The following is a 23298-nucleotide window of genomic DNA, read 5'->3' as shown; positions in this document are numbered from 1 at the left end:
AACTGGTGGGGCGGGTCACTTCAAAGACCTATCAGCCGCTTGAAAGGCTTGTGTGGCCAGGTCAATGACACGGTTTGATGTGTCTTTGCGGGCCAGCAGCGTGGCCAGAATGTCGCCTTGCGTGAAGCCGCCAGCATAGGCGGCCTTCAACAGTGAGGCTATCGCCCACCGAATGCGCCCCTGGTCGAGCTCGGAAAGCTTGCAAGGGACTGCGTACAACTCACCCGCCAGAAATAGCAGGGTGCCAACACACAGCGGGGCGTGGTTCGACGCGGGCGCACTCATAGATTGCGCCCCGCTTTGGTCTGAATTGGTCGACATGGTTAGCCACCGTATGTGTTGGATCGGTTGTAGGTGGCCGCTATCCGGCGCTCTGAGGCCGCAATGGCCTGCTTGACTGTGGTGACGCTGGCGACATCACCAACGGTGAAGTTGTAGTTGTAGTTGTTGACAACACTGGTGCCGCCGCCAGCGCTTTGGCCTTTGGTGTGGTCAGTGACGGTTTCTTGCGGATGCATCACAGCCAAAAACCCGCCCTTGCCATCCAGCCCGCCAGAGCGCGAGCCCGACCCGGTGTAACCGCCGCCGTCAAAACTGAACAAGCTGGACAAACCAACGGCCTTACCCAAGCTGCCCAGGCTGCTGCTGATGTAGTTACCGAGCGGCTCGGTGATAACTTTGCGGGTGACAATTCTCAAGATGTCTTGTTCAAGGCCCGCCAGGACGTCGCTTAACCCTTTCCAATTCACGATGGCATCTTCTGCGGCACTGGTGAAGGTCAGGCCCAGCTCTTCCGCCAGTGACTTGGTTTCTTTGATCTTTTCATTGTTCAGGTCAAAGCGTTCTGCCACCGCCTCAGCGTAGACCTGTTCGCTGATCTGGCCCTGTGCGTAGGCTTCTTGCAGGGCGGCCAAGTCATCTTGTTGCTGCTTGAATTTGACCGTGGGGGTGTTGGCGGTCAGTTGGCTGATGATGGCGGCGAATTCATCGTCAAGCTGCTTGAGTGTGTCTTGCTCAGCCATCAGACGCTCTGCCAAGGCTTTGGACAGCTCTTTTTCGGCCTCTGTCTGGGCCTTGGTGATATCGACCTTTTGCGCCAGGCTGACCAGCTCGTTTTGCTGGGCGGTGGACATCTTGCCCAGGCGCCCGGCGTTGATGTCGTAGCCCAGCTGTTGAACGGTGGTCAACTCTTGGTTTTTTTCAAGTGCCTTTTGCAAGTTTTCGAGGTACTTACTGAAATCAGACTGTGGGGCCTCCAGCGGCTTTTCGTTGGCCTTTTTCAACTTGTCCAGCCGCATCGCCGCATCAATCAGGCTTTGCTGCTGTTGGGTGGTCAGCGCCCCCAGGCGGCCCGCGTTGATGTCCATGCCGATCTGCTGCACAGCCGTCAGCTCTTGAGTTTTTTCGATCTGCTTTTGCAGGTTTTCAAGGTACTTCTCAAACTCTGCATTGCTGGTCAAACGCAGGTCTGGGTTAACCTTTCCCCGTCCGGCGTTGCCAACATAGGGCGCGGTCATGTCGTCAAGTTCTTTGTAGTAGGCCACCCGCTTGCGGGCCTGTTCAATGGCCAAATCAGTTGCCTTGCCAAGCACCGCCGCCTCGACGGCGGTCATGTTTTTACGCTGTTCTTGCAGGTCTGCCAGATCCTGCTTGTAGTCAATCAAATTTTGGTGGGCGGTGGCGAATGGATTGCTTGTGCCGATTGCCAAAGTGGCATCAAATAACCCACCGCTGACTTTCAAGCCTGCCGCCATTTCCCTGCTAGTTTCAATCAACGTCGGAAGCAAAGATGTCGCCAAAGATCGGCTCGCGTCTTGCGCGTTTTTTTGCAGCGAAAGGAGTTGTTTATTGAACTTCTCAGCTTCTTCTGCCTGTTGGGTAGTGACGGTGGCCACCAGTTTGCCTTGCTCTCCCAGATCTTTCAAAAACGCTGCCACCTCGCGGGTGGATTTGCCGAATAGATCTTCCACCACGCGGCCCCAGGCAACCTCGTCGCTCAATCCAGATAGCGCCACGGCGGTCTGGCGCATGGCTTCTGCAGGGTCAAGGCGCTTGAGGTCTTCCACACTCAAGCCCAGTTGCTCCAACGACTTGGCGGCGGCGCTTCCGGGTTTTGCATTGTTCAAAATGCTGTTGAACTTGATCAGTCCAGCGCTGGCGGTGTCCCAGCTGGTGCCGGTGCGGGCGGCCACATCCTCCAGGGCGCTGATGTTCTCGATGCTGGCCCCTGTGGCGTCTTTGAGGTCGTTCAGGGCGTCGACGCTATCGATAGCGGACTTAGCCAGGTTGACCAAGCCAGCCACTGAGATACCGGCCGCCAGGGGGGCAAGTGTGGCCTGCATGGTGCTCATTGCTGCGTTGATACGCTGTGCGGTTTTCTCGCCAGCGCGGGCGGCCTTGCCCATGTCGTCTTCAAATTTGGCGATCTTGGCAACAAGATCAATGGATAGGGTGGCGAGTGCCATGGTGAGTCCTTTGGAAATAGGTGAAACGGGCGCTTCAAGCGTTTGTGAATAGGTCGGGCTGGGCTGTTGGGCGGTGAGTGAGCACGTACGTGCGCACATCCCGTGTGCTCTGGCCATTGGCGCAAGTCACGCACTGCCAGTCTTTGCCCAGGCCGTACCCCAGGCGGGGCATTTCAGAGAGCACCTTTGTGATGCACCCCGTATCGCACGCGGCGTCGATCTGTTTGGCGGTGCTGTTGGGGTTCAGCTCCAGAAAATCAGCAACGCGGGCCGCTTGGGCCGGGCGGGTGTCGGTTGTGGGTGGTGTCGTCATGGTCACCGCCTCAAGGTGTCTGTGGCTCGCTGCTTGATATCCCCAGCGTGTCAGCCAAGCGATAAACCAGACTGTCTTTTATGGATTCAGACCGCCCCGCCGCTCTGTGTAAATCAAGGAAAGACGCCAGCATTTCATCCAAGTTTTTGACTTGCGCGGCTGTCATACAACGGTTGGCCTTGGCAAAGCCAGCCACGAAACGCAGCGCAATATCCAGATGATCAAAAACCTTGAGGTAGACCTCAGTTGAATAGTCGTCGGCGGCTTCAAAATCAGCGTAAAGATGCTGTGCGGCATTTTTGAGCTGCCGGGCCTCCAGCTTCAGGGCTTGGGCCTTGAGGTAGTCGGGGCCGTGGCTCATGATTGAGCCTCGGTCCCCGCCGCAGCGATGCGCTCACCGATCCATTTTTCAATGGACGATGCAGGCCAGACTACCGCTCTACGGGAAATTTTCAACGCACGCGGAAACGCGGGCGGTTTGCGATTCATCATCTCGTAAATCGCGGACTTTTGAAGCCCAACACGTGCCACCACAGCGGGAAGGCGCAGCAGTGTTTCTGGTGAAGGTGCGGGGGTGTTTGCTTGGGTTTGCATGGGTTTCCTTTCGTTGGGAACCCGATTTCATGCGCGGCGGTCCGCTGTGACTACGCTTTGCGCCGTTTCTCTAAAAACCGTGCAAGGGGTTGTTTTTCGCGTTTGTGTAAGTGTTGTGCTTGGCTTTCGTCAACTCTTGTAACCAAGTCTCGGGCTTTCCGCTTTTTCACCCCCCAGCTTTTTGACGCCAAAACACTATCAAGCACTGCATCAAGGCTGAATACTTCCTCATGATCGATGGCATATTGCCAACAATCATGCCAAAGTTGGCCCCCAAGCACCCAGTCTTGCTTTGCCGCTGCTGCCTTTGATGGGGTATTGGTCGGAAGGGTTGGACTGCAAAAAACAAGATCCAATGAATGCTTGCCGCCAGGCTTCAAAAAATCATTCATTGCCTCAGAAAAGGCAACAGCGAGCCAGCTTGGTAAGGGTAGATTTTCTTCAGCGCATACCTGAATCGCCTGCAATAGCGCCAGCGTATCGCCACCCTCAAAACGGACACGCCAAACATCCAAAGCAGACTTCATATCAGCCAGCGACCGAAGATGGACTTGCCCTTGCTTGTGGCCATAACGTATGCCTATCCGCAACCCAAGCGCAAACTTAGCCCAACCACTGTCAAGGATGTTCAATTCTTTTTCTTCGTCGTTGTAGCGGCGATTTGGATCATCGCCAAAGTACGGGATCATCGCCACCCCTTCAGGTACAGCCTTCATTGGGTGCCGCCGCCAGGTCGGTGAAGGTGTCCGACTTTTCCCCCTTGCTGATCAGGCGCAGGGTAGGCGGGGCAAAACTTGCAAGCGTTACATCATCCCCCGCTCGGCCATGCTCAGGGCTTCGCCGGGCGCAACAATTATGTGATCCAACACACGCACATCAATCAGCGCCAGCGTGGTTTTAAGGGTACGCGTCAGCATTTCATCGGCCCGGCTGGGCATTACGTTGCCGCTCGGGTGATTGTGGGTCAGCACCACGCCGGATGCCTTATGCGCCAGCGCTGCCAACACGACTTCGCGGGGGTAAACGCTGGTTTGTGTCAGGGTGCCTGGAAACATGCGGTCAAAAGCAATAAAGCGGTTTTGCACGTCAAGGAACAACACCCCAAAAATTTCATGCGGTTCGGCTCCCAGTTGGAGCTGAAGGTATTCTTTAACCGCGTCCGGGGTGTCAAACGCCGGGCTGGATTTGATGCACCGTTCAATGATGCTCACCGCTTCATCGATCACGCCACGCTCGCACACGCTCAGGCCATGCCGGAACGACACAGCGCCAGCATCAATGCCATACGAAGCCAGTTTGGCACGGGTAAGACGGGCCCGGCGGGGTTTTACGGTAGAGTTCACAGCAGCCATTTTCAATCGCCTCTCGATTGTTGGTGGTCAGGCGGGGCGGGTGTCACTACCACACGCCCCGCCGCCTTTTTGCCCCGGTCAAATCGCGCCGGGGCTTCGCGTTTTCACTCGCTGGCGGTGCCACCCTTGGGGGTTTCCAGATACTTGCGGTGCAGGGCTGCCAAATCCAGCATGGCACCAAGGTAAGCACCCACCCAAGGCGGAATAGGTGTTTTCAGCACCATCCAATTGCTAGGCGTTGACTTGTTCAGGCCCGTTTTGCGGCAAAAGTCGGTTTGTTTCCAATGCAGCGCAGCCAGGGCCGCAGAAAATTCTTCAGGTGTCATTTTGTGCGTTCCTTTTGATGGGTTTTATTGTGGCACAAATCCGCTATTTCGTACGTTTATATTAATAACGTACGAATTACTTAACATAACACCCGTCGTATCTATCATACAAAATGATAACTTTCGTACGAATTAACGGAATATTCAATGAATTCAAGCACTTGTAAACCTTATCCACAATGCCTATTTTTTCAGCAGTTGGCAGAATGCTGGCGCTGCAAAAGTTATCCACAGGGGCAGATTTGACAGATAGCGGGGCCGCAGTTCCACGGTGCCAGGCGGTCAAATCGCTGGCGCTGTGGCATCAGTGCCGGGTGCTCATGGGCTGGCGCTGGCCACCAGATCACGCCAGGCACTGCGCTGTGTGTCGGGGTGGTGCCACGGTGCAGGCGTGTTCCAGATCAGGCCGGGCGGTCGCGGTGTTGCGCCTGGTGCGCTCGCTGCGGGGCATCAGTGTCGGATGCTCACGGGCTGTCGCTGGCCACCAGATCACGCCAGGCGCTGCGCTGCCGGTCGAGGTGCTGCCACAGCGCCGGGCGGTCAAGATGCGGGCACTGGTGCCACGGTGCCGGTGGCATCAGTGCTGACGCTGGGGGCATCAGTGCCGGGTGCTCACGGGGCTGGCGCTGGCCACCAGCTCACGCCAGGCGCTGCGCAGCGTGTCGAAGTGGTGCCGCCGTGCCACGGCACGCCGGGCGGTCGGTGTGGTGTGCCTGGTGCGCTCATGTTGGGGGCATCAGTGCCAGGCTCTCACGGGCTGTCGCTGGGGCATCAGTGCCGGGTGCTCACGGGCTGTCGCTGGGGCATCAGCTCACGCCAGGCGCTGCGCCGCCGGTCGAGGTGCTGCCACAGCGCCGGGCGGTCACTGTGCTGGCGCTGGCCACCAGCTCAAGGCGGGCGGTCACTGTGCTGGCGCTGGCCACCAGCTCAAGGCGGGCGGTCACTGTGCTGGCGCTGGCCACCAGCTCAAGGCGGGCGGTCACTGTGCTGGCGCTGGCCACCAGCTCAAGGCGGGCGGTCACTGTGCTGGCGCTGGCCACCAGCTCAAGGCGGGCGGTCACTGTGCTGGCGCTGGCCACCAGCTCAAGGCGGGCGGTCACTGTGCTGGCGCTGGCCACCAGCTCAAGGCGGGCGGTCACTGTGCTGGCGCTGGCCACCAGCTCAAGGCGGGCGGTGCGCAGCTGATCGAGGTTGTGCACAGTCACACAACAAAACGCGGCCCGGTGGTTGGTTCCAAGGGGAAAACCCTTTGCGCTCAAATCCGGTAGCGTTTGCAATAGCCCGGCAAAGTGCGCAGCGGGCCGGGGTGGGTGCTGGGCATGGGGGCAAGGGAATAGATAGAGTGATTGAATCACTTTCATCATCTAAAAACGTCCCCACTTTGCCCCCACTCTGACCCCACTTTGTCCCCACTGCCAAAAGCGCCGCAAACCCGCATGGTTGTTGGGTTTCGCCAGTTTGCCCCCACTGTCCCCACTTTTCCAGCGGGTAGCAGCCTGGAAACGTGGCAAAACGTGCGGGGTGTGGGTATCAGGCGGCCCGCTGGGGCAGTGGGATCACGTCCGCCCCCTTGCGCAGCTTGTCGAGGTAGTCGGCCCAGGCCTGGATCTGCTCGAACCGTTGTTTGAGGTACTGGGTGCGGTTGTAGCTGCGCCCGTTGGCATCTTTGACCGCGTGCGCCAGGTTGGCTTCAATGGCCAAGGGGTCCAGGTTCAACTGGTCGACCATCATCGTGCGAGCGCTGGCCCGCAGGCCGTGCCAGGTCTGGTCCTTGCCAAAGCCCAGCGCATACAAGGCGCTACGCACCGAGTTGTCAGATATGGGGCGGTCGTGGCTGCGCTCACCGGGGAACACGTAGCGCCCGTGGCCGGTGACTGGCTGCAGGCTGCGCAACAGGTCAACCGCCTGGGTGGGCAGCGGCACGGTGTGGGCCTCGCCCTGCTCTTTTTCCAGCTTGGTGCGCTTCATCTTTGCGCTGGGGATGGTCCACAGTGCCGCCTCTAGGTCAAGCTCTGCCCATTCCATTTCGCGCAGATTGCCGGGGCGTTGGTACAGCAGCGGCGCAAGCTGCAGGGCGGTGCGCACGATTCCCCCGCCTTTGTAGCCAGTGATGGCCCGCAGCAGGTCACCAAAACGCACCGGATCAACAATGGCCGCAAAGGTCTTGCCACGGTATGGGGTCAATCGGCGCTTCAGGCCTTCAGTGATGTTGCGCTGCTGGACTTTGGCAGCGGGTAACCAGTAGTCCCATATCTGGCGGGCCAGCATCAAAACCCTGTCAGCGGTTTCTATTGCGCCGCGTTCCTCTACCTTTTGCAGCACGGCCAGCAGCTCCATCGCATGAATTCCGGCAATGGGCCGATCACCGATCCAGGGGAACAGATCGAGGGTCGGCCGTGATTCCTGAAAATTTCGCAGAAATGGGCTTAACCCATTGTTTTTCAAGAGAATTTGATCTTGTAGTCGATAGGTTCTATCGGCCTGGACAAATCCAATGTGTAGTCACCAAAGCGGTTGATATGCGTTGTGCGGTATGGTGACAATGATTTGAGAATCGGCTCACCCACCTCGTAGCCGTCTGCCTGCAGCTCCTTGAGTTTGCGCGACATCCATTGCACGTTGTGAAGAATGACCATGTTGGCCACCAACTGGCTGTATTTGATGACTTTGCGCTGCTCGTGTCTCAGGTTTTCAGCAATCACCCCTTCTCCACCGAAGAACAACCATTTCAGGAAGTGATTGAACTCTTCGCTCTTATTGGTTGCCGCGTGTATTGAGCGTCGCAACTCCAAGTCGTTGATGTAATTGAGCAGGAAAACTGTACGGATGGCCCGGCCAAGTTCTCGGAAAGCGAAATACAGCTTATTTTTCCGACTGAAGGTTCCCAATCTACGCAGGATCATGGACGGCGTGATTTTGCCCAGCTTGATTGACACCGCCACCCGCAACATATCCCGGTAGTGAACTGCGATCAAATCCCAGTCGATGTTGCCACGAAACAAGCTTTGAATGTGCTGGTATTGGATCGTCGGCTCTGCCTTGAAGAAAACCAATTCTTTGATGTTGCGAATGCGGGGCATGAGTTTTATGCCAAGCAAATGCGATAGCCCAAACACGGGCGCACTCTGCGCCTGAGTATCACCGTGCAAAATGTCCGGCTGGATATCTGACTCATTCTTGACCAGACCATCAAGAATGTAGACAGCCTCATATACCCCACAAGGGATGAAGTTGCCAAACAGCGCAATGTACATGTCAGACACGTGGTAATAGCCAATCCCACCGTAGCCGCCATAGCGCAAATGGTATTCGGACATGAGGTTTTGCTCATAAACATTCCATTTGGTGCCGTCCGCCGATGCGCTTTTGCCTGTTCCCCAATACTGAGGCAGAGAAAAGCGGTTGTAGGCATTGACCACCTTGAAGATGGCCTTATCCAGCCGCTCTTCTGTGACGTGGTGCAGGTTTAGCCAGGCAACCTGTTTTCTGGAAAGGCCCTTCACAGATAGAGCCGTCTGCGTCGGCCCGAGGTTGCAGCCATAGCAAAACAAGGTGGTTAGAAAACGCTTGCGTGGATCATCCACCTTGCCCTCGAAACCAGAGAGTGGCCCGAAAAGTTTATGTAAGTCCAGCCAGCGTTCTGTCTCGGTCAGGACATCCAAGATGCTGGCGGTGGCCATCGAATTCGTGATGGCGTGGTCGATCTCGGGCAAGCCTTCTGGGGGTGGCGCTCTTTCGGTGCGTCGAATAAGCAGGCCCGCCTCTGTGATTGCAACATGGTCATTGTCTGGGAAACGATCATCCACTCGTTGTGAGACATCGAGCATCTGCTGTTTGAGCTGTGTCACAAGTGCATCGCCCTCGACCGGTAGCCCAACCATGCTTGCGTAATCAGCCACCTCCGCCTCGAACTGCGTCCAGCTCACCAGGTGTTCCCGGTAGTCGTCGAACTGGTCACTGTTTTGGACATATAAGTCACCAGATTTCAGTTCCTCCATCACATGGGAAAATATGCACAGCTCAAGATACTTGCGATGCATCAGACCGAGTTGGGCACCTTTGCCCTCAATTAAGGTTCGCCACTTCTTGTCAACCAGCCAATCAAGGTTGACTGAATCTGCCCCGACGCTTGCAGGTATGTGTTCCTTGTGACTGGAGCGAAATTGCGCAACCCATGCGATGGCCCTTAACAGACTATCGTCCGTCGACGAAGACTTCAGTTTCATCGCATCCAGGCACTGGAACAGCAAGGCCCGTTTGCTGCGGTATGGCTGGAGCATGAAGGGGTAGTAATTGTTGCCAGCAAAAGCAATGTGCTCATCGCAGCGCTCAATCCATTTGACCGGATCATCGCCCAGCACGGTGCGCATTTTTTGAATGCATTCAGGCTCATCTGCTTCATCGTCAAAGACCGTCAGCATGTCGCGAAACTGTGCAATCAACAACTCCCCTTGTGCGACATGTTCCAGCTGATACTCTTTCAGACGCTCCCGCGAAACGTTGTGCATATTGCGTACGGATCGAATAAAGATATCCGCGATGTCATCAACGGCTTTTTGCAGCTGAGCGTGAATGAGCAAGACGGCCAGTGCATAGCGCTTTATTGGCTTGAGTGCCATCATCTCGCGCACATTCAGGGCCCTGGCTTCGAGCACGAACTGTGTTCTCTTGGAGACCGGGATATCCTCGGGCTTGGGCAGACTGTCGGCCAATTTGCGGACGGCTTCAATATGCGTCAGAAAGCTCACAACCTCTCGAACATTTGGTTGCTTGGGCTCGCGTTTGAGCTGTTCCCATTGGCTGCGCCCTGCTTGCGTCATGAACAGACGATCAATTTGCCCACGTTGCTGGTCATTCAGCGTGGACGTGATTTGGCGGTGTATGTCATCGTTTACCTTGGTTCTGGCTCGGTTTGCAGCGCGCGACAATGTCACGAAGCCGGGCAATTCGTAACGGTGATGGAGCAATTCCTCCAGAAGCACATTGATGATGTCTGGCAACTCCTGTTTGGTCTTGGCTGCCTTGGATGCTTGCTCATCCAGCCAGGCCTGCCCCTCAGAACCCAAAGTACGAACCCCAACATATTCCCGCAGCAGGCGCTGGTGGATCGACTTACTGCCAGACGAATCGTAGTTCCGCAATAAATGAGACTGGAACGCCGGGATGCGCAGGTGCTTGCAGACATGCTCAATGATGTTCCTGGGGACATTGACGAGCGTGATGAAATAGCCCAGTCGCTGCAGCACCTTGAGCTGGATGGCGATCAATGCCTGGGTCGTGGTCCTGCGGTATGCGTCAGCAATGAAGCCAAGTTCCTGCTGCGTCGGCGTAAAAAAAGCGAGCAGCTCTTTCTCGACAATCTCCGAACTCAGTTGGGGGTAGGCCGTTTCGTTGATGCTGCTCATCGGACTTGATATCTGATTGGCCTGTTACGTGGGGGCGCTGCGGCTGAGCTGCGGCTCCTGCGGCAGTTCGTAAATGCCGTCATAACGAATTTCATACCGAACTTTAGTCATTTGAATTGCCGAACTTTAGCCAAATATGTGCTGGACAATCAGCACATGAACCGTAATGTCCTCTTTGCACTGTCTGCCGCTGCCTTATTTGGCGCGAGCACACCGTTTGCCAAGCTGCTAGTCGGTGACATGTCCCCAGTTCTGCTCGCCGGTCTACTCTACCTGGGTAGTGGTGTGGGCCTGACCCTGATCCGCTTGGTACGGGATCGCGGTTGGCACGCATCTGGATTGCCCCGGGCGGAATGGCCCTGGTTGCTGGGGGCCATCCTATTTGGTGGTGTCTTGGGTCCCCTTGCCCTGATGTTTGGATTGACAAGTACCAGCGGATCGAGTGCCTCACTGCTGCTGAACCTGGAAGCTGTATTGACTGCCGCCATTGCCTGGCTGGTGTTCAAGGAGAACGCCGACAAGCGCATTGTGTTGGGTATGGTGGCCATCGTGGCCGGGGGTGTGGTGCTGTCTTGGCCTAGCCAAAGTACCAGCTCAGCGGACTGGGTGGGTCCCGTTCTGGTGGGCGTGGCATGCCTGTGCTGGGCAATTGACAACAACCTGACCCGCAAGGTTTCAGCATCGGATGCATTGTTTATTGCCGGTAGCAAGGGCATTGTGGCGGGACTGGTCAACAGTACATTGGCCGTAGCGCTGGGAGCGCAACTACCAAGCATGGCAACCGTCACCGCGACGATGGCTGTAGGCCTGCTGGGCTACGGGTTCAGCTTGGTGATGTTCGTCCTGGCATTGCGAGGTCTGGGGACGGCACGCACAGGCGCGTATTTTTCGACCGCACCATTCATCGGAGCCGCCATTGCATTGCTGGTGTTTGGGGAATCCACCGGGCTGGCGTTTTGGGTGGCGGCAGCGCTCATGGGTCTAGGGGTTTGGCTGCACCTGACGGAGACCCATGAACACGAGCATGACCATGAACCGCTGGAGCATGTGCACCCGCATAACCATGACGCGCACCATCAACACACCCACGATTCTGATTGGAATGGTGAAGGTGCCCATGTACACCCCCACAAGCATGTTGTCATCCGCCACAGCCATGGGCACTTCCCGGACATTCACCATCGGCATGGACACTGATTGCAATCAGGCGTGCCCCAGGCGAGATTGGGAATCATCGGATCAACACGAATAGGAGGACGGCATGCTTGACCGGCAAACCACAGACATGGTGAAAGCAGCCCTGCTGCTGCATACCATCAAAGCCGACCCGGACCGCCTTGACCTGGTTTTGGAGCTACAGCGACACTTCACTCCGCGTTGAGATCAATACCGGTTACGTGTTGGCCCGGAAGACTTGCCAACTGCCTGGTAAACCAACAGGTTCCGCATCCAACATCGAGTATCCGGCCCTTCGATGGAAGAGCCAGTTCTCTCGACAACAGGCGATATTCAGTGCCGCCGATCCAGCCCCCACGGGGGCTGTCATACCATGCATGAATCGGCAGGACTCAAAGCAGACCCTGCTCGAATCGCCTAACCCAGGGCCTGCTCCAGATCAGCGATCAAATCGTCGGCATCTTCCAGGCCGACCGACAAACGCAACATGGCTATTTTTGCCCAACCCCCGAAAATGTAAAAATTAGCCGAGGGGCTCTTCCTGCGTCTCCTTGAGCACCCTGACACTTTGGACCGTTGCATCAGGGCCAGGGTGTTGCGGGAGGTGCCGCAAGCGGGGTTGTGATAGATCGTAATGTTGGTCATATTTTTGCTCCTGCGTCGTTGGTAACTGCACCTTGCTCGTACCCCCCTTGGAGCGGTTCACGATGTTGACCACCAGCAGCATCACTGGCACCTCGATCAACACCCCCACCACCGTGGCCAGGGCGGCGCCGGAGTTGAAGCCAAACAGGCTGATGGCCGCCGCAACAGCCAGTTCGAAAAAGTTGCTGGCACCGATTAGCGCCGACGGGCAGGCAATGGCGTGTTTTTCGCCCACTGCGCGGTTCAAAAAATAGGCCAGGCCCGAGTTGAAAGCCACTTGAACCAAAATCGGTACCGCCAATAGTGCAAACACCAGCGGTTGTTTGAGGATGGCCTCACCTTGAAACGCAAACAAAAGCACCAGAGTAGCCAGCAGTGCGGTGATAGACCAGGGGTCGATCTTTTCCATGGTGGCATCAAAAGCGGCCTGACCTTTTTGCAGCAGAGACTTGCGCAATAGCTGCGCCAGGATCACCGGGATCACGATGTACAGCGCCACCGAGATCAGCAGCGTGTCCCACGGCATGGTGATGCTGGACAGGCCCTGCAAAAACGCCACCAACGGGGCAAAGGCAACAACCATGATGCTGTCGTTGAGCGCCACCTCCAGTCGGCCAATGGCCTGGAACACATCGGGTAGCCACTGGCCCAGCGCAATACCCACCACGATGCACAGGGCCATCCGTTTGGGTGTTCCAGCAGTATGCCAATATGATCCCCCCTCACTTCCGGTAGAAACATCGTGGATCTCGCAAAAATCGTTTTGCTCTTCGTGGCCGCCGCTCTTGCTGAAATCGTGGGGTGCTACCTGCCATGGCTGGTTCTCAAACAGGACAAAACCGCGTGGCTGCTGGCTCCTGCAGCGTTATCGCTGGGACTATTCGCCTGGCTGTTGACGCTCCATCCCAGTGCGGCTGGAAGAACGTATGCCGCTTACGGGGGGGTTTACATTGCGGTGGCCCTGGTGTGGCTCTACCTGGTAGACGGTGTGAGGCTGACTCGATGGGACATTGCTGGAGCTGGCATTGCGTTGGTGGGAATGGCCGTTATTGTTTTGCAACCCGCCAACTCCTAACAGCGAGCTCCATTTCAACCGAGATGAGTAGTTGCTGCATGTGCCGATGAGTGTTTGTGCCCGTTCATGCGCTGGCGTAGCACAGCAAACGTATCGAGCCCACCGATGTCGTCGTACTCAAATGGTTTGCTATTCACGTTGCATAAGTCGATTTGCTGGTAGCGCTGAGTCATAACCCACTTAGTCATCCCCTTATTCAACAGTAGTCATTGCCACAAGCGGGGCCACCTCAAGGTGCCGACGCATGGCCAACGCCATGCGTTTGAATTCGCTGCTATTCGTTGAAGATATCGATATATCAGCCGGTTGGCGCGCAATGTTGTCTGGGTCTTGCGGGCGGTCTTTCACTAAATATTCAAAGTGCAGGTTCGGTCCAGTGGCTGTGCCGGTTTGCCCCACTGACCCCAGCAACTCACCCAAGACCACGCGCTGGCCCTTTCGGACTTGAATGCGGCTCAAGTGAGCGTAAGCCGTGGCCTTTTGGTCGCGGTGTTTCACAAGTACAAATTTTCCGTAGCCCTTTTGCCAGCCAGCAAATGACACAATGCCATCGGCTGCACTGCGTATCGGCGTGCCCGAAGCTACAGCAAAGTCAATCCCCTCATGAGTCTTGGGTTTACCAAAGACAGGGTGGATTCGCATCCCGTAATCACTACTTACAGATGCATCCAGTGGTAGCTTCATTGCCTTGCGATCAATGCTTTGCCCGTCCAGTGTATAAAAACCGCCTTTTTGACCGGCCTGCTCGAACCACATAACTTGGTATCGCCTATCCTTTTTGACAAATTCAGCTCCCAACAACTTGCCAACGCGCAACACTTCGCCATCAGCCTCTAGGATCTCATAGACGACGCGAAAGCTATCACCGGCCCTCAATACATCTCGAAAGTCGGCCACTCTTGAATAAACACTGACTAGTTGCGTAGCAATGGTACCGGGCAGCTTGGCTTGCGCCGCTGCAGCGTTCAACGAATTGCGTACAGTAGCGCTGGCGAGTCGCACCGAGCTTTGTAGTTGCTCCATTTCCACCCGGGAGGTGTATCCATTGGCACCCCGCTCGACCACCAGACGAGAAAATTGAACTCCATCCGCATTTGGCCAGAGGGCTTTCAATCGCAGCAGTCGCTGCTGACCGTCTGCCTCAATCGAGACAAATTTCCCTGGGGTGCCTGCCAGCAGCGTACGCGATGCCTTATCGTTGACCAGAAATTTTGTTGCCGCGTTATCGCTGACCCCCAATCGCTGCAACAGGGTGTTAGCTGAATCTGAAGTACGAGTGAATTCGCTGCGGTAAAGCACCATCGGTACAACTGCTTCTTGGTCAATTGGTGCAGTTGTTGCGGTGGGGGTTACAGCTTCGATTAGCTGTCGAACGGGCAATGTTGAGTCAGCAGGTGACAGCGGTGCAATGCTGTAAGCCGTGACTCCTGATGCCAATAACAATACTACCAGCCCTATCGTCAGGCGACGATGATGCGGGTTGTCATTCAATGCAGAGGAAAGTGGACTGAAAAATCGTCTCATGACAATTTAGTCAAACAACTCACTTAACCACGACTTGCGTTTGCGATAACCGCCGTGGCCAGAATTGTGTTTATAGTCCGAGTCCACAAAGTCCGGTCGGCGAGTCGTTGGCTCGTAGTGCGACTGAACTGGTTGAGCTGATAGGGGGGGCTGAGTTGGCATGGCCTGAGCGCTGCGCTCAATCAGCTTGTCAAGTTCACCACGGTCCAGCCACACCCCTCGGCATGATGGACAGTAGTCAATCTCGATACCCTGGCGCTCAGTCATGACTAGCGTGGTTTCCGTACATTGAGGACATTTCATTTTTGCAATTCTCCTATTAAAGGGATTATTTCGTCGCGCAGTGCTTCATTAGTGATTGGTCCAATTTTCTTGTATCGAATAATCCCTCCTTTGTGGATTAAAAGGCTCTCGGGTACACCATACACCCCAAAGTCAATACCGGTGCGTCCGTCTTTGTCGGAGATTGTCATGTCATAGGAATATCCGTAACTTGCTAGCAACTTCAGGCCGTCGGCTTCTTTATCCTTGTAGTCCAGTCCTAACGATGGGGATTGTTTTTGTTTTGGCAAATTTGACCGATCAGCGATTTTTTCATTATTCAAAGTTCTTTGATAAAGATGCATTTGCATCGATTTTTATGTTGATAAGACAAGACTGCCGATATCGAATTGACATTGATGCAATTGTGTTAAATCTTGGAGGGAAATCGGAGTACGGGTAAATCCAACTTTTTACGACTTTCTTGTCAATATCAGTTTTCCCACTCGCCACCACTTCCGATTCCTGCACCGCCATCATCCCAAGTGGTGTCGTTCATTCCGAAGTTCGTCCCACCCATATCTGAGTTTGTGGGTATTGGTTCAAACTTGTTATCGCTTAACGAGTCAGATTGAACGGACGAACGACTTTGATCACCCATGAGGTTACGACCGATTGCTTGAGCTGCCATAACCCCAGCACCCACTGCCAGCCCTGTAGCAACTCCGCCTGCAATTCGACTTCCCAAACCGGGTTCAGAATGCGGTTGTGGGTAGCCGGGTTGGTATCCGGGCTGCGGATATGCGGGTTGCATGACACCACCGCCTGAACCGAACATCTGTGGTCCGCTTAATCCACTTTGTTGGATGAGTGCAGATTGTTGAGTGCAAGTGTTGACCTTGCGCCTGCGGAAAAAGAAAAAAGCAGCAGCAATCACACCACCGGTGAGAAGCAGAGGCATGAGCCAAGCTGCAGGTGTCTGTGTTTGTTGTGCCTTGAAGTTTGTGGGCAAGCTGGATGTAGATTTCAATGGTGGTTTGGCAGCAAGCTGCGCGCGCAGTGTCCGCAATGCTTCAGGTTTTATAAATGGGAGTCCAGGCGCATATTTTTCAGCGGTTGCCAATGATTCCCGAGCGCGGTCAAGCTGGCCTTGACGAGAGTACAGTTCTGCTTGGACAAAGAAGGCTTTGGCGCTGCTGGGATGAGAGATCAACACCTGCTGCACCATTACTTGCGCTTCATCCAGTTTCCCTGCCTGTGCCTTCGCATAAATTTCACTCATACTGGGACCTGTTTGCGCCATAGCCAGGCCCGCAAACATGATCGATACCACAATGACCAGCTTTGTGTAAATTTTGAAAATCGACAGCATTTAAGTTCCTTGTTAAAAGTCTTCCAGGTCAGTTTTAATTCGCGTTTCAAACGGATTGTTTACCGCATTGACCACAGAACTTGGCAGCGGCAGCAAGCGTCGTCCCACATTGAGTGCATCGCGCTGGTTGCATTGATCCGCCGCATTGAACGCAGAATCTTGCCGCTATCGGGTTCAATGCATTGCAGCCAGGGCAACTCGCGCCAACTGGATTTGCCGGTCCGGACGGACTTGATGGTCCGTAACCTCCACCGGTCGGGCCTCGATAGTGGCCCCCATGGTGATCATCATGGTGACCACCATGTCCACCACCATGTCCACCGCCGTGACGTCCAAATAGATTGTCAAAAATGCTCATGATTTCACTCTTTCATTTAAAAACTTTTTGCCGCCTTGAGTTACTTCTTCAGTAAACGCAGGCCGTTACCAACGACCAATAAACTTGCCCCCATATCCGCAAACACCGCCATCCACATCGATGCGCCATTGAACAATGCCAGCATCAGAAAAACTGCCTTGATACCAAGAGCCAGAGTAATGTTTTGCCAAAGAATGGCTTGCGTTTTGCGCGATAACACAATGGTTTCTGGGATACGCCGCAAGTCATCATTCATGATGACAACATCGGCGGCCTCCATGGCCGTATCCGTGCCCGCAACACCCATGGCAAAACCAATGTCTGAACGCGCCAATGCAGGCGCATCGTTGATACCGTCGCCGGTCATTGCAGTCAAACCGTATCGTTTTTGAAGCTCTTCGATAGCAGTCAGTTTGTCTTCTGGCAGCAAGTTTCCACGCGCATCATCAATGCCAGCCTGCTTGGCAATGGTCTTTGCGGTTGCCTCGTTGTCACCCGTTAACATGACGGAAGTGACACCCAGTGCGTGCAATTGGGCCAAAGCTTCTCGTGACGTTTCTTTAATGGTGTCGGCTACTGCAAAAATGGCCAGCACCTGGGTTTGCGATGCCAGCATGGTGACCGTGCGCCCCAGCGCTTCATGTTCCGCCAATCGTGCTTCGATGCTGCTGCTACATAGTTTTCGATCTTCCATCAAGCGGTGATTGCCGAGTATCAATAATTGCCCATCAACAAGGGCTTCTACCCCCCTTCCTGCAACCACCTTGAAGTCTTGGAGAACACTATTTCCATGGTTGAGACTTTTCGCGATGGCTTTAGATACCGGGTGATCAGAATGCGCTGAAAGATCGCCTGCCCAACGTAAAACCTGCCACTCAGGTACTTCTGATTTAACAAACTCGGAATCCACCAAAACAGGCTTGCCCTCGGTGATTGTTCCCGTCTTGTCCAGCGCAAGTGCCTTGATTTTTCGGGCGCCTTCGAGGTGAACACCACCTTTAATCAAAATGCCGCGTCTGGCAGCGGCAGCCAGACCACTGACCACCGTGACTGGCGTAGAAATCACCAAAGCACACGGGCATGCAATCACCAGCAGAACCAACGCTTTGTAGACTGCTTGAGTCCAGGTCCAATCCATGAGCCAGGGTGTAAGTAAAGCGACCCCCAGAGCCAGGACGAACACAGCGGGTGTGTAGATGGCGGCAAATTTGTCAACAAACTGCTGTGTGGGTGCTCGTGAACCTTGCGCCTGTTCTACTGCGTGGATGATGCGGGAAAGCACTGAGTTACTGGGTAAGGCGGTTACGCGCACTTCAATAGTGGCTGTGGCATTGATCGTCCCGGCGAATACAGCATCACCTGGAGCCTTGTCCACTGGAATGCTCTCACCCGTCACAGACGCTTGATCTACGGATGTGCTGCCAATGGCAATAACCCCGTCAACAGGAATGCGTGCGCCAGGTTTGATGCGCACAACGGCATCCAGCACAACACTACCCACCGGAAACATTTGCCACGATCCATCGGACTGACGAATCTCCGCAGTCTCAGGGGTCAGATCCAGCAGGCTCTTGATGGCACCTCTGGCCCTGTCCACTGCACGCGCTTCAATCAACTCAGCGATGGCATAGAGTGCCATAACCATGGCAGCCTCTGGCCACTGACCGATCACAAATGCACCGGTGACCGCGACGGTCATCAACGCGTTGATATTGAGTCGAAAATTGCGCAGGGCGGCCAAGCCCTTGACGTAAGTGGAGAAACCAGCAAGTGCAATTGCACCCACAGAAAGCACCATTCCCAGTCCTTGGAAAATGCGTGTATCTGGAGCAAAGAATGCAATGGACTCTGCACCTACTGCCAGCGCTAGGGCCAGCACATATTTTTGAATTCCGCTTGGAAAGCTGGCATTGTTATGGTCATGATCATGTCCCTCGTGTCCGTGGTCGTGGCCATCTGAATCCTTCTCAGACGCATTGCTGCTTAGTGGCGTAGGCTTGAATCCAGCTTTGCGAATCGCAGCCAAAACGAGTGGCAATGATTCAGCCTCGGCATCAATCGAAAGCGTCCGAACTGCAAGTTGGAATTGAAGGCTGCGCACACCGGGAATATTGGCCACTGCATGGCGAATTTCCCCCTCCTCAGAGGAGCAATCCATGGTTGGGATTCGAAAAACAGGAACGCCTGCTTTTTTACTTTGCGGCAATGCCTGAGACGAATCAGAAATTGAGGTTGCACATGCACTGCTACATCCGCATGTCGGCGTTGATGATGGTTTTGGAGGTGTCGTGATCATTGTCAATTCCTAGTTGAGCGGCAATTAGAAACCCTGTAGCCACTAAAGAGTCAAGCAGTTATGATTGCGGACATGAAAATCGGTGAACTAGCCAATCTGACGGGTGTACAAGTGGAGACTATTCGGCACTACGAGCGCGAGGGTTTGTTGCCGCACACCAAGCGATCTGAAGGAAACTACCGCGTCTATGACGAATCACATGGACAGCGCCTGTCGTTCATCCGCCACTGCCGCAGCCTGGACATGACCTTGGATGAAATCCGTGTCTTGCTCCGTTTCAGGGACGCACCCACTGGAAATTGCGGCGAAGTCAACGCGCTTTTGGACGAACACATAGGACACGTTGCGCTTCGGGTCAAAGAACTGCGGCAATTGGAAACGCAGCTCAAGGGGCTTCGTGAGACGTGCCGTAGCGCGCAGGATGCTGAGCACTGTGGAATTCTCAATGAACTCAACGTCATGGCGCAAAAACAAACGACTTCTTCGGTTGATATGTCGGGTCATGTGCAGGGTGCACATCCAGGTGTGAGGACTCGCAAACCCCTGGATTGATCATCGTTTTGGCTTTGTTAATGCCACAGGTGCATGAACATAGGTAGTTTCACTTTCGCCATTGGCATTTTTGAAAGTCAATGTTATTTGCGCTTCTCTGCCGGCCTTCAGCTGTTTCTTGAGGTCCATCATCATTAAGTGGTATCCGCCCGACTTGAGTTCCACTGGCTGATTTGCAGGCAGCTTTAGCCCGTCAACTGCGCGCATCCGCATGACATCGTTTTCCATTTTCATCTCATGGACTTCCACAACACCAGCAATGTCGGAACGCGCAGAGACCAGCGTCGTGTCCGTCTTTGATAACAGTTGCATGAAGGCTCCTGTCGCCTGTTGATTGGGTACTGTAGCCCGAACCCACGCTCCGGTGACGACAACTTCAGCGTGACTGACTGATGTTGCCATGGTTAAACACGCGGCTAAAAGTGCAAGGGGGATTTGGTGATTTTTCATATACATACTTTCTAAGTGGAGTTAAATTTGCCTGGTGTTCCAAGACTACGTTGTCATCAAACCAATCCTTCAAAGATGATCTTCCAGCCGCCAGGGCGGTGCTGCCAATATTGACGGACGGTGCGCCCTACCTTTTCGCCGTCCAGGACTTCACCAAAGGTCGCAACCATGGTTTCTGCTTCGTCCGACCATAGAATCAGGGAGATGTCTTTGAGGCTCGCTGGCTTGTTGCCCAACTTTTTTAGTTCTGCACGCAGACTCATGCTGAATGACGTTAAATCCTTGCCTTCTGCGCTGAAGTCATTGGCATAGAACTGCAAAAGTTCGCTTTCACGACCGTTTCTTTTGGCATTGGCCCAAGTCTGCAGAGTCTCTGAAAATTGCTGCCTTTGACTCGCCAATTTGTCAGGGCGAACCCAGTTCAGATTTTTCTCAATAAGCACTGGTGTTGTCCGAACCTCTACTGTCCTGAGGATTCTTTCCAGATCAGGATTGGCAACAGCCACACAACCGTCTGTAGCCTGCGGGGCCCTGGTAAATTGACTCGAAGGTGTGCCGTGCAACCATATGCCACCGCCAGTTTTCCCACGCCGCTGATCTAGAACGTTGGGGTAATTGACGGGCAATGCGCCTGATCCATACAAGTCCTTCAGGGTCTTGGGGTCAAGGTTACTGGTGATGAAGTAGACACCCAGCGGTGTTCGCCGGTCGCCCTCCACTGTTTTTCCAACCCCGGCTTTTCCGACTGAAATATAGTAGTTGGCAAGAAGACGCGTCCCTGTCGTTGTATTTTCAAAAAGATAAAGACGGGCCTTTTCTGTGTCCACTGCGATGGCGTGTTTGTTGCGGCTGGAAAGTGAAACGAATTGGGACGGTATAGCATCTGGTGGCGGAATTTGTTTGATCGCAGCAAGACGTAGTTGTGATTCCGCACGCAGATTCATCAAATTCTGCGCTCCAATCTTCGCCATATCAGAAGGGACGTCTCCGATAGTCTGAAGCGGCCTCGAACGGGCTGCAAGTAAGTCGCCGTACACAAGTTGTGCCAGCTGAAAATTTGGATAGTCTTCAACCAACTTCTCCGCTTTGCGTAAGGCATCCCGACTGTTTGCCGCGCCGATCATTCGATAGACTTCAATTAGCCGTGCCTCAGCCTCACCGTCAACACGGCTTGTTGTACGTGCCTTTTCCTTCAACTTAAGCTTGGACTTGGGATTGGCCTCCTGAGTTGCACTGATCGAAAAATCAGCGGAAACACCCAAGAAAATCGCCAATACAGTTGCCCAGAGACAATTTTTTGCTTGTTTAAACGACATGGCCGGTTGATTGCAGTGGTTGTCGTTGGCAATCCGAATTGCAAGACTGGTTAGTCATTTCTTGTTTTTGGCGACTTCTTCAGCGACCAAAGAGGCAAGTTGATCGGGACCGAAGCTGGGTAGTCCTCGGCCGTTGACAAAAAATGTTGGGGTCTTTTTCACTTCCAGCGCAGTCAAGTCCTCAACGTCTTGTTTCAACACAGCCTCGACTTCTGCTGCTTGCGCATCATCCAACGCTTTCTTTATATCCAGACCTGTCTGGGCAGCAGCTTGATAGGCTACATCAAGGTTGGGCGAGCCATGACTGGCCCACGACGGCTGTGCAGCCAGAATTGTCTCAAGCGTTTGCCAATATTTATCCTGTCTCTTGGATGCCTCCAACAACTTAACAACTTTGTCTGAGCCAGCATGGAATGGGGCATATCTGAGAACCAAGCGAACATCCTTGGGGTACTGCTTCATCAAATTTTTGACAATTGGATAGAAGTCCCGACAGGTTTCACATGCTGGATCAAAGAACTCAACGATAGTCACTGGTGCGTCACTTGGCCCCAATGATGGGGAATGGAAACGAACCATTCGGTTTTCGGCCTTACTGACCTTTTCCGTCTGGGAATTTTGGACACGTTTTTGATAGAAATTCATTCCCAATAAAAATACCGCAACCACAATGCCTAGCAGAACTGCGACAGTCATTTTTTTTGAATTCATTTTGAAGTCCTCTTGATGTATAGAAAAAGCAATAAGGTGACGGTGAGAAAGGCGGTCAGCGAAAGCCAGGGAATCTGCAATCCATTGAGGATTTCCAGCTTTTGTTCAGTACAAGACACGCCTAAACCGCAGGGAATCCAGGCCTTTGATACAAAACCGGCAATCAATAGGGTGTGGTATCCAGCCACCATGACCCCACCCAACGCCAGAGCCAGCCCGTAAATTGCTCCGCGTCGATCGTTGCTGTAGCAGGCAAGGCCCAGCACGACAGCTAAGGGGAACATGAAAATTCGTTGGTACCAACACAGCACACACGGTGCCATTCCCATGACCTCGCCAATGAACAGAGCGCTGGCCGTTGCAGTGGCTGCAATCAGCCAAGCGAAAACAAGCAAGTTCCAATTGCGCTTCATACTTTAGCGTCGGCTTTTGTTGACGTTGAATGCGCAGGTGAGCTGTTCCTGTAGAGCAAGATCCATACACATACGGCACAGACAATGTAGCTGTCAGCTAAGTTGAACGCTGGCCAATGCCATTCACGCCAATGGACATCGAGGAAGTCCACTACTGCACCAGCTTGGATTCGATCAATCAGATTGCTTGCGCCGCCAGCCACAACCAAGCCACCCAACCAACGCTCAACTGGTTCCATGTTTTTGTACATGCAGACCAGGGTTACAGGTACTACAACGAGGAGGCTCACGCCAATCAACAATGGTCGTTGCCAGCCATCAGCGTTAGCGAGAAATGAAAAGGCTGCACCTCTGTTTAGCACGTGAACGAAATTGAACCAATCCGTTACAACAACTGCTTTACCCAGTGCAATCGTGTTTGCAAAGTAAGTCTTGGCCAGTTGATCCAGACAAATAAGTGCCCCGACCAAAATGACCCAAAGTACGCGCGGGCGTTGGCGCCAGTGGAAAAGAATCATGAAGAGAAATCCCGAAAACTGTTGATCAAATCAGCATTGAGTGCTGACGCGATTGACAGGGTTCGATTTCTCGAAGCGTTTAAAGCTTTTGCGTAGATCGATGCCCTGATCAGGTCAGGGCAACCCACTGTGGCCGTTCTGGACGATCTACGAGGCCAGGGCTTGACTGCACGCTG

28 protein-coding genes and 2 pseudogenes are annotated in these 23298 nt (G+C 54.2%); 3 read left to right on the top strand and 27 right to left on the bottom strand.

Translation table 11 applies throughout. From position 1 onward, the window contains the following. Positions 1–15: 15 nt before the first annotated feature. The 12 genes from RF819_RS14120 to RF819_RS14065 all read right to left on the bottom strand — a co-directional run bounded on the left by RF819_RS14120 (position 16) and on the right by RF819_RS14065 (position 10455). Positions 16–321, bottom strand: coding sequence for a hypothetical protein (locus tag RF819_RS14120; RefSeq protein ID WP_158081286.1), 306 nt, complete (start codon positions 319–321; stop codon positions 16–18). A gap of 2 nt (positions 322–323) precedes the next feature. After that, entirely contained in the window at positions 324–2465 is a 2142-nt protein-coding gene (locus RF819_RS14115) for a coiled-coil domain-containing protein (protein WP_078365563.1), read from the bottom strand. Between the two features lie 34 nt (positions 2466–2499). Continuing rightward, a complete protein-coding gene (locus RF819_RS14110; protein ID WP_078365562.1) occupies positions 2500–2778 on the bottom strand; it encodes a hypothetical protein in 279 nt (92 codons plus the stop codon). A gap of 10 nt (positions 2779–2788) precedes the next feature. Next, positions 2789–3139 (bottom strand): hypothetical protein, encoded by a 351-nt coding sequence (locus RF819_RS14105; protein ID WP_078365561.1) that lies wholly within the window; start codon positions 3137–3139, stop codon positions 2789–2791. After that, on the bottom strand, positions 3136–3372 hold the full coding sequence (locus RF819_RS14100; protein ID WP_078365560.1) for a helix-turn-helix transcriptional regulator: 237 nt from the start codon (positions 3370–3372) through the stop codon (positions 3136–3138). The genes RF819_RS14105 and RF819_RS14100 overlap by 4 nt, the downstream gene beginning before the upstream one ends. Positions 3373–3422: 50 nt before the next feature. Continuing rightward, positions 3423–4088 carry a hypothetical protein gene (locus tag RF819_RS14095; RefSeq protein WP_078365559.1) on the bottom strand — a complete coding sequence of 222 codons (666 nt, stop codon included), beginning with the start codon at positions 4086–4088 and terminating at the stop codon, positions 3423–3425. Positions 4089–4175: 87 nt separating this feature from the next. Beyond that, positions 4176–4715 (bottom strand): JAB domain-containing protein, encoded by a 540-nt coding sequence (locus RF819_RS14090; protein ID WP_244899907.1) that lies wholly within the window; start codon positions 4713–4715, stop codon positions 4176–4178. Positions 4716–4828: 113 nt separating this feature from the next. Then, positions 4829–5050: a hypothetical protein gene (locus RF819_RS14085; protein ID WP_078365557.1), complete on the bottom strand. Its 222-nt coding sequence runs from the start codon at positions 5048–5050 to the stop codon at positions 4829–4831. Between the two features lie 343 nt (positions 5051–5393). Beyond that, positions 5394–5594, bottom strand: a complete 201-nt coding sequence (locus RF819_RS21350; protein ID WP_158081285.1) for a hypothetical protein — start codon at positions 5592–5594, stop codon at positions 5394–5396. Positions 5595–5856: 262 nt separating this feature from the next. After that, the gene (locus RF819_RS14075) at positions 5857–6249 is read right to left on the bottom strand and encodes a hypothetical protein (RefSeq protein ID WP_143541716.1); all 393 of its coding nucleotides are present in this window, start codon (positions 6247–6249) and stop codon (positions 5857–5859) included. Between the two features lie 331 nt (positions 6250–6580). Beyond that, entirely contained in the window at positions 6581–7495 is a 915-nt protein-coding gene (locus tag RF819_RS14070) for a tyrosine-type recombinase/integrase (RefSeq protein WP_420853880.1), read from the bottom strand. Further along, positions 7492–10455: a Tn3 family transposase gene (locus RF819_RS14065; protein ID WP_078365553.1), complete on the bottom strand. Its 2964-nt coding sequence runs from the start codon at positions 10453–10455 to the stop codon at positions 7492–7494. Before RF819_RS14065 ends, RF819_RS14070 begins: the two co-directional genes overlap by 4 nt. Positions 10456–10611: 156 nt before the next feature. On the opposite strand from RF819_RS14065, the gene RF819_RS14060 reads away from it, so the two are divergent. Beyond that, positions 10612–11652 carry a DMT family transporter gene (locus RF819_RS14060; RefSeq protein ID WP_078365552.1) on the top strand — a complete coding sequence of 347 codons (1041 nt, stop codon included), beginning with the start codon at positions 10612–10614 and terminating at the stop codon, positions 11650–11652. A gap of 170 nt (positions 11653–11822) precedes the next feature. Here the strand turns inward: RF819_RS14060 and RF819_RS21970 are convergent, their stop codons facing one another. The 3 genes and pseudogenes from RF819_RS21970 to RF819_RS14050 all read right to left on the bottom strand — a co-directional run. Beyond that, entirely contained in the window at positions 11823–11876 is a 54-nt protein-coding gene (locus RF819_RS21970; protein ID WP_342351603.1) for a hypothetical protein, read from the bottom strand. Between the two features lie 325 nt (positions 11877–12201). Further along, positions 12202–12276, bottom strand: a pseudogene (locus RF819_RS21770) (arsenate reductase); the annotation flags it as partial. A 43-nt stretch (positions 12277–12319) separates the two neighbouring features. Continuing rightward, a pseudogene (locus tag RF819_RS14050) lies at positions 12320–12883 on the bottom strand (arsenic resistance protein); the annotation flags it as partial. A gap of 135 nt (positions 12884–13018) precedes the next feature. On the opposite strand from RF819_RS14050, the gene RF819_RS14045 reads away from it, so the two are divergent. After that, on the top strand, positions 13019–13351 hold the full coding sequence (locus RF819_RS14045) for a YnfA family protein (RefSeq protein WP_078365551.1): 333 nt from the start codon (positions 13019–13021) through the stop codon (positions 13349–13351). A gap of 192 nt (positions 13352–13543) precedes the next feature. On the opposite strand, the gene RF819_RS14040 is transcribed toward RF819_RS14045, so the two are convergent. The 7 genes from RF819_RS14040 to RF819_RS14015 all read right to left on the bottom strand — a co-directional run bounded on the left by RF819_RS14040 (position 13544) and on the right by RF819_RS14015 (position 19162). Then, the gene (locus tag RF819_RS14040; protein ID WP_078365550.1) at positions 13544–14875 is read right to left on the bottom strand and encodes a M23 family metallopeptidase; all 1332 of its coding nucleotides are present in this window, start codon (positions 14873–14875) and stop codon (positions 13544–13546) included. A 6-nt stretch (positions 14876–14881) separates the two neighbouring features. Beyond that, positions 14882–15178, bottom strand: a complete 297-nt coding sequence (locus tag RF819_RS14035; RefSeq protein ID WP_078365549.1) for a TFIIB-type zinc ribbon-containing protein — start codon at positions 15176–15178, stop codon at positions 14882–14884. After that, positions 15175–15480, bottom strand: a complete 306-nt coding sequence (locus RF819_RS14030; RefSeq protein WP_158081284.1) for a thioredoxin domain-containing protein — start codon at positions 15478–15480, stop codon at positions 15175–15177. Before RF819_RS14030 ends, RF819_RS14035 begins: the two co-directional genes overlap by 4 nt. Before the next feature lie 149 nt (positions 15481–15629). Further along, complete coding sequence (locus RF819_RS14025) at positions 15630–16508, bottom strand: tetratricopeptide repeat protein (RefSeq protein ID WP_078365547.1); 879 nt, start codon at positions 16506–16508, stop codon at positions 15630–15632. A gap of 46 nt (positions 16509–16554) precedes the next feature. Beyond that, on the bottom strand, positions 16555–16686 hold the full coding sequence (locus RF819_RS21965; RefSeq protein WP_242473005.1) for a double zinc ribbon domain-containing protein: 132 nt from the start codon (positions 16684–16686) through the stop codon (positions 16555–16557). After that, positions 16683–16856, bottom strand: a complete 174-nt coding sequence (locus tag RF819_RS21960) for a hypothetical protein (RefSeq protein WP_242473017.1) — start codon at positions 16854–16856, stop codon at positions 16683–16685. Before RF819_RS21960 ends, RF819_RS21965 begins: the two co-directional genes overlap by 4 nt. Positions 16857–16906: 50 nt before the next feature. After that, a complete protein-coding gene (locus RF819_RS14015) occupies positions 16907–19162 on the bottom strand; it encodes a heavy metal translocating P-type ATPase (RefSeq protein WP_078365545.1) in 2256 nt (751 codons plus the stop codon). 72 nt (positions 19163–19234) lie between these two features. On the opposite strand from RF819_RS14015, the gene cadR reads away from it, so the two are divergent. Next, the gene (cadR, locus tag RF819_RS14010; protein ID WP_078366956.1) at positions 19235–19714 is read left to right on the top strand and encodes a Cd(II)/Pb(II)-responsive transcriptional regulator; all 480 of its coding nucleotides are present in this window, start codon (positions 19235–19237) and stop codon (positions 19712–19714) included. Here cadR and RF819_RS14005 read toward each other — a convergent pair whose 3' ends face one another. The 5 genes from RF819_RS14005 to lspA are packed head-to-tail and all read right to left on the bottom strand — an operon-like array spanning position 19715 to position 23122. Further along, the gene (locus RF819_RS14005) at positions 19715–20164 is read right to left on the bottom strand and encodes a copper chaperone PCu(A)C (RefSeq protein ID WP_078366955.1); all 450 of its coding nucleotides are present in this window, start codon (positions 20162–20164) and stop codon (positions 19715–19717) included. It abuts the gene before it with no gap. A gap of 56 nt (positions 20165–20220) precedes the next feature. Then, on the bottom strand, positions 20221–21480 hold the full coding sequence (locus RF819_RS14000) for a L,D-transpeptidase family protein (RefSeq protein WP_078365544.1): 1260 nt from the start codon (positions 21478–21480) through the stop codon (positions 20221–20223). Positions 21481–21534: 54 nt separating this feature from the next. Beyond that, positions 21535–22191, bottom strand: coding sequence for a DsbA family protein (locus RF819_RS13995; RefSeq protein ID WP_078365543.1), 657 nt, complete (start codon positions 22189–22191; stop codon positions 21535–21537). Beyond that, positions 22188–22604, bottom strand: coding sequence for a disulfide bond formation protein B (locus RF819_RS13990; RefSeq protein WP_078365542.1), 417 nt, complete (start codon positions 22602–22604; stop codon positions 22188–22190). The genes RF819_RS13995 and RF819_RS13990 overlap by 4 nt, the downstream gene beginning before the upstream one ends. Continuing rightward, entirely contained in the window at positions 22601–23122 is a 522-nt protein-coding gene (lspA, locus tag RF819_RS13985; protein ID WP_078365541.1) for a signal peptidase II, read from the bottom strand. Before lspA ends, RF819_RS13990 begins: the two co-directional genes overlap by 4 nt. Between the last annotated feature and the right edge of the window lie 176 nt (positions 23123–23298).

The sequence above is a fragment of the Rhodoferax fermentans genome, assembly GCF_002017865.1.
GTDB lineage: Bacteria > Pseudomonadota > Gammaproteobacteria > Burkholderiales > Burkholderiaceae_C > Rhodoferax > Rhodoferax fermentans.
This window is presented reverse-complemented; position numbering and strand designations above follow the sequence as displayed.

Excerpts from the sequence above, each read along its gene's own strand:
- RF819_RS14120 (WP_158081286.1), bottom strand. The coding sequence starts at position 321 with ATGTCGACCAATTCAGACCAAAGCGGGGCGCAATCTATGAGTGCGCCC.
- RF819_RS14115 (WP_078365563.1), bottom strand. The coding sequence starts at position 2,465 with ATGGCACTCGCCACCCTATCCATTGATCTTGTTGCCAAGATCGCCAAA.
- RF819_RS14110 (WP_078365562.1), bottom strand. The coding sequence starts at position 2,778 with ATGACGACACCACCCACAACCGACACCCGCCCGGCCCAAGCGGCCCGC.
- RF819_RS14105 (WP_078365561.1), bottom strand. The coding sequence starts at position 3,139 with ATGAGCCACGGCCCCGACTACCTCAAGGCCCAAGCCCTGAAGCTGGAG.
- RF819_RS14100 (WP_078365560.1), bottom strand. The coding sequence starts at position 3,372 with ATGCAAACCCAAGCAAACACCCCCGCACCTTCACCAGAAACACTGCTG.
- RF819_RS14095 (WP_078365559.1), bottom strand. The coding sequence starts at position 4,088 with ATGAAGGCTGTACCTGAAGGGGTGGCGATGATCCCGTACTTTGGCGAT.
- RF819_RS14085 (WP_078365557.1), bottom strand. The coding sequence starts at position 5,050 with ATGACACCTGAAGAATTTTCTGCGGCCCTGGCTGCGCTGCATTGGAAA.
- RF819_RS14065 (WP_078365553.1), bottom strand. The coding sequence starts at position 10,455 with ATGAGCAGCATCAACGAAACGGCCTACCCCCAACTGAGTTCGGAGATT.
- RF819_RS14060 (WP_078365552.1), top strand. The coding sequence starts at position 10,612 with ATGAACCGTAATGTCCTCTTTGCACTGTCTGCCGCTGCCTTATTTGGC.
- RF819_RS14040 (WP_078365550.1), bottom strand. The coding sequence starts at position 14,875 with ATGAGACGATTTTTCAGTCCACTTTCCTCTGCATTGAATGACAACCCG.
- RF819_RS14035 (WP_078365549.1), bottom strand. The coding sequence starts at position 15,178 with ATGAAATGTCCTCAATGTACGGAAACCACGCTAGTCATGACTGAGCGC.
- RF819_RS14025 (WP_078365547.1), bottom strand. The coding sequence starts at position 16,508 with ATGCTGTCGATTTTCAAAATTTACACAAAGCTGGTCATTGTGGTATCG.
- RF819_RS14015 (WP_078365545.1), bottom strand. The coding sequence starts at position 19,162 with ATGATCACGACACCTCCAAAACCATCATCAACGCCGACATGCGGATGT.
- cadR (WP_078366956.1), top strand. The coding sequence starts at position 19,235 with ATGAAAATCGGTGAACTAGCCAATCTGACGGGTGTACAAGTGGAGACT.
- RF819_RS14005 (WP_078366955.1), bottom strand. The coding sequence starts at position 20,164 with ATGAAAAATCACCAAATCCCCCTTGCACTTTTAGCCGCGTGTTTAACC.
- RF819_RS14000 (WP_078365544.1), bottom strand. The coding sequence starts at position 21,480 with ATGTCGTTTAAACAAGCAAAAAATTGTCTCTGGGCAACTGTATTGGCG.
- RF819_RS13995 (WP_078365543.1), bottom strand. The coding sequence starts at position 22,191 with ATGAATTCAAAAAAAATGACTGTCGCAGTTCTGCTAGGCATTGTGGTT.
- RF819_RS13990 (WP_078365542.1), bottom strand. The coding sequence starts at position 22,604 with ATGAAGCGCAATTGGAACTTGCTTGTTTTCGCTTGGCTGATTGCAGCC.
- lspA (WP_078365541.1), bottom strand. The coding sequence starts at position 23,122 with ATGATTCTTTTCCACTGGCGCCAACGCCCGCGCGTACTTTGGGTCATT.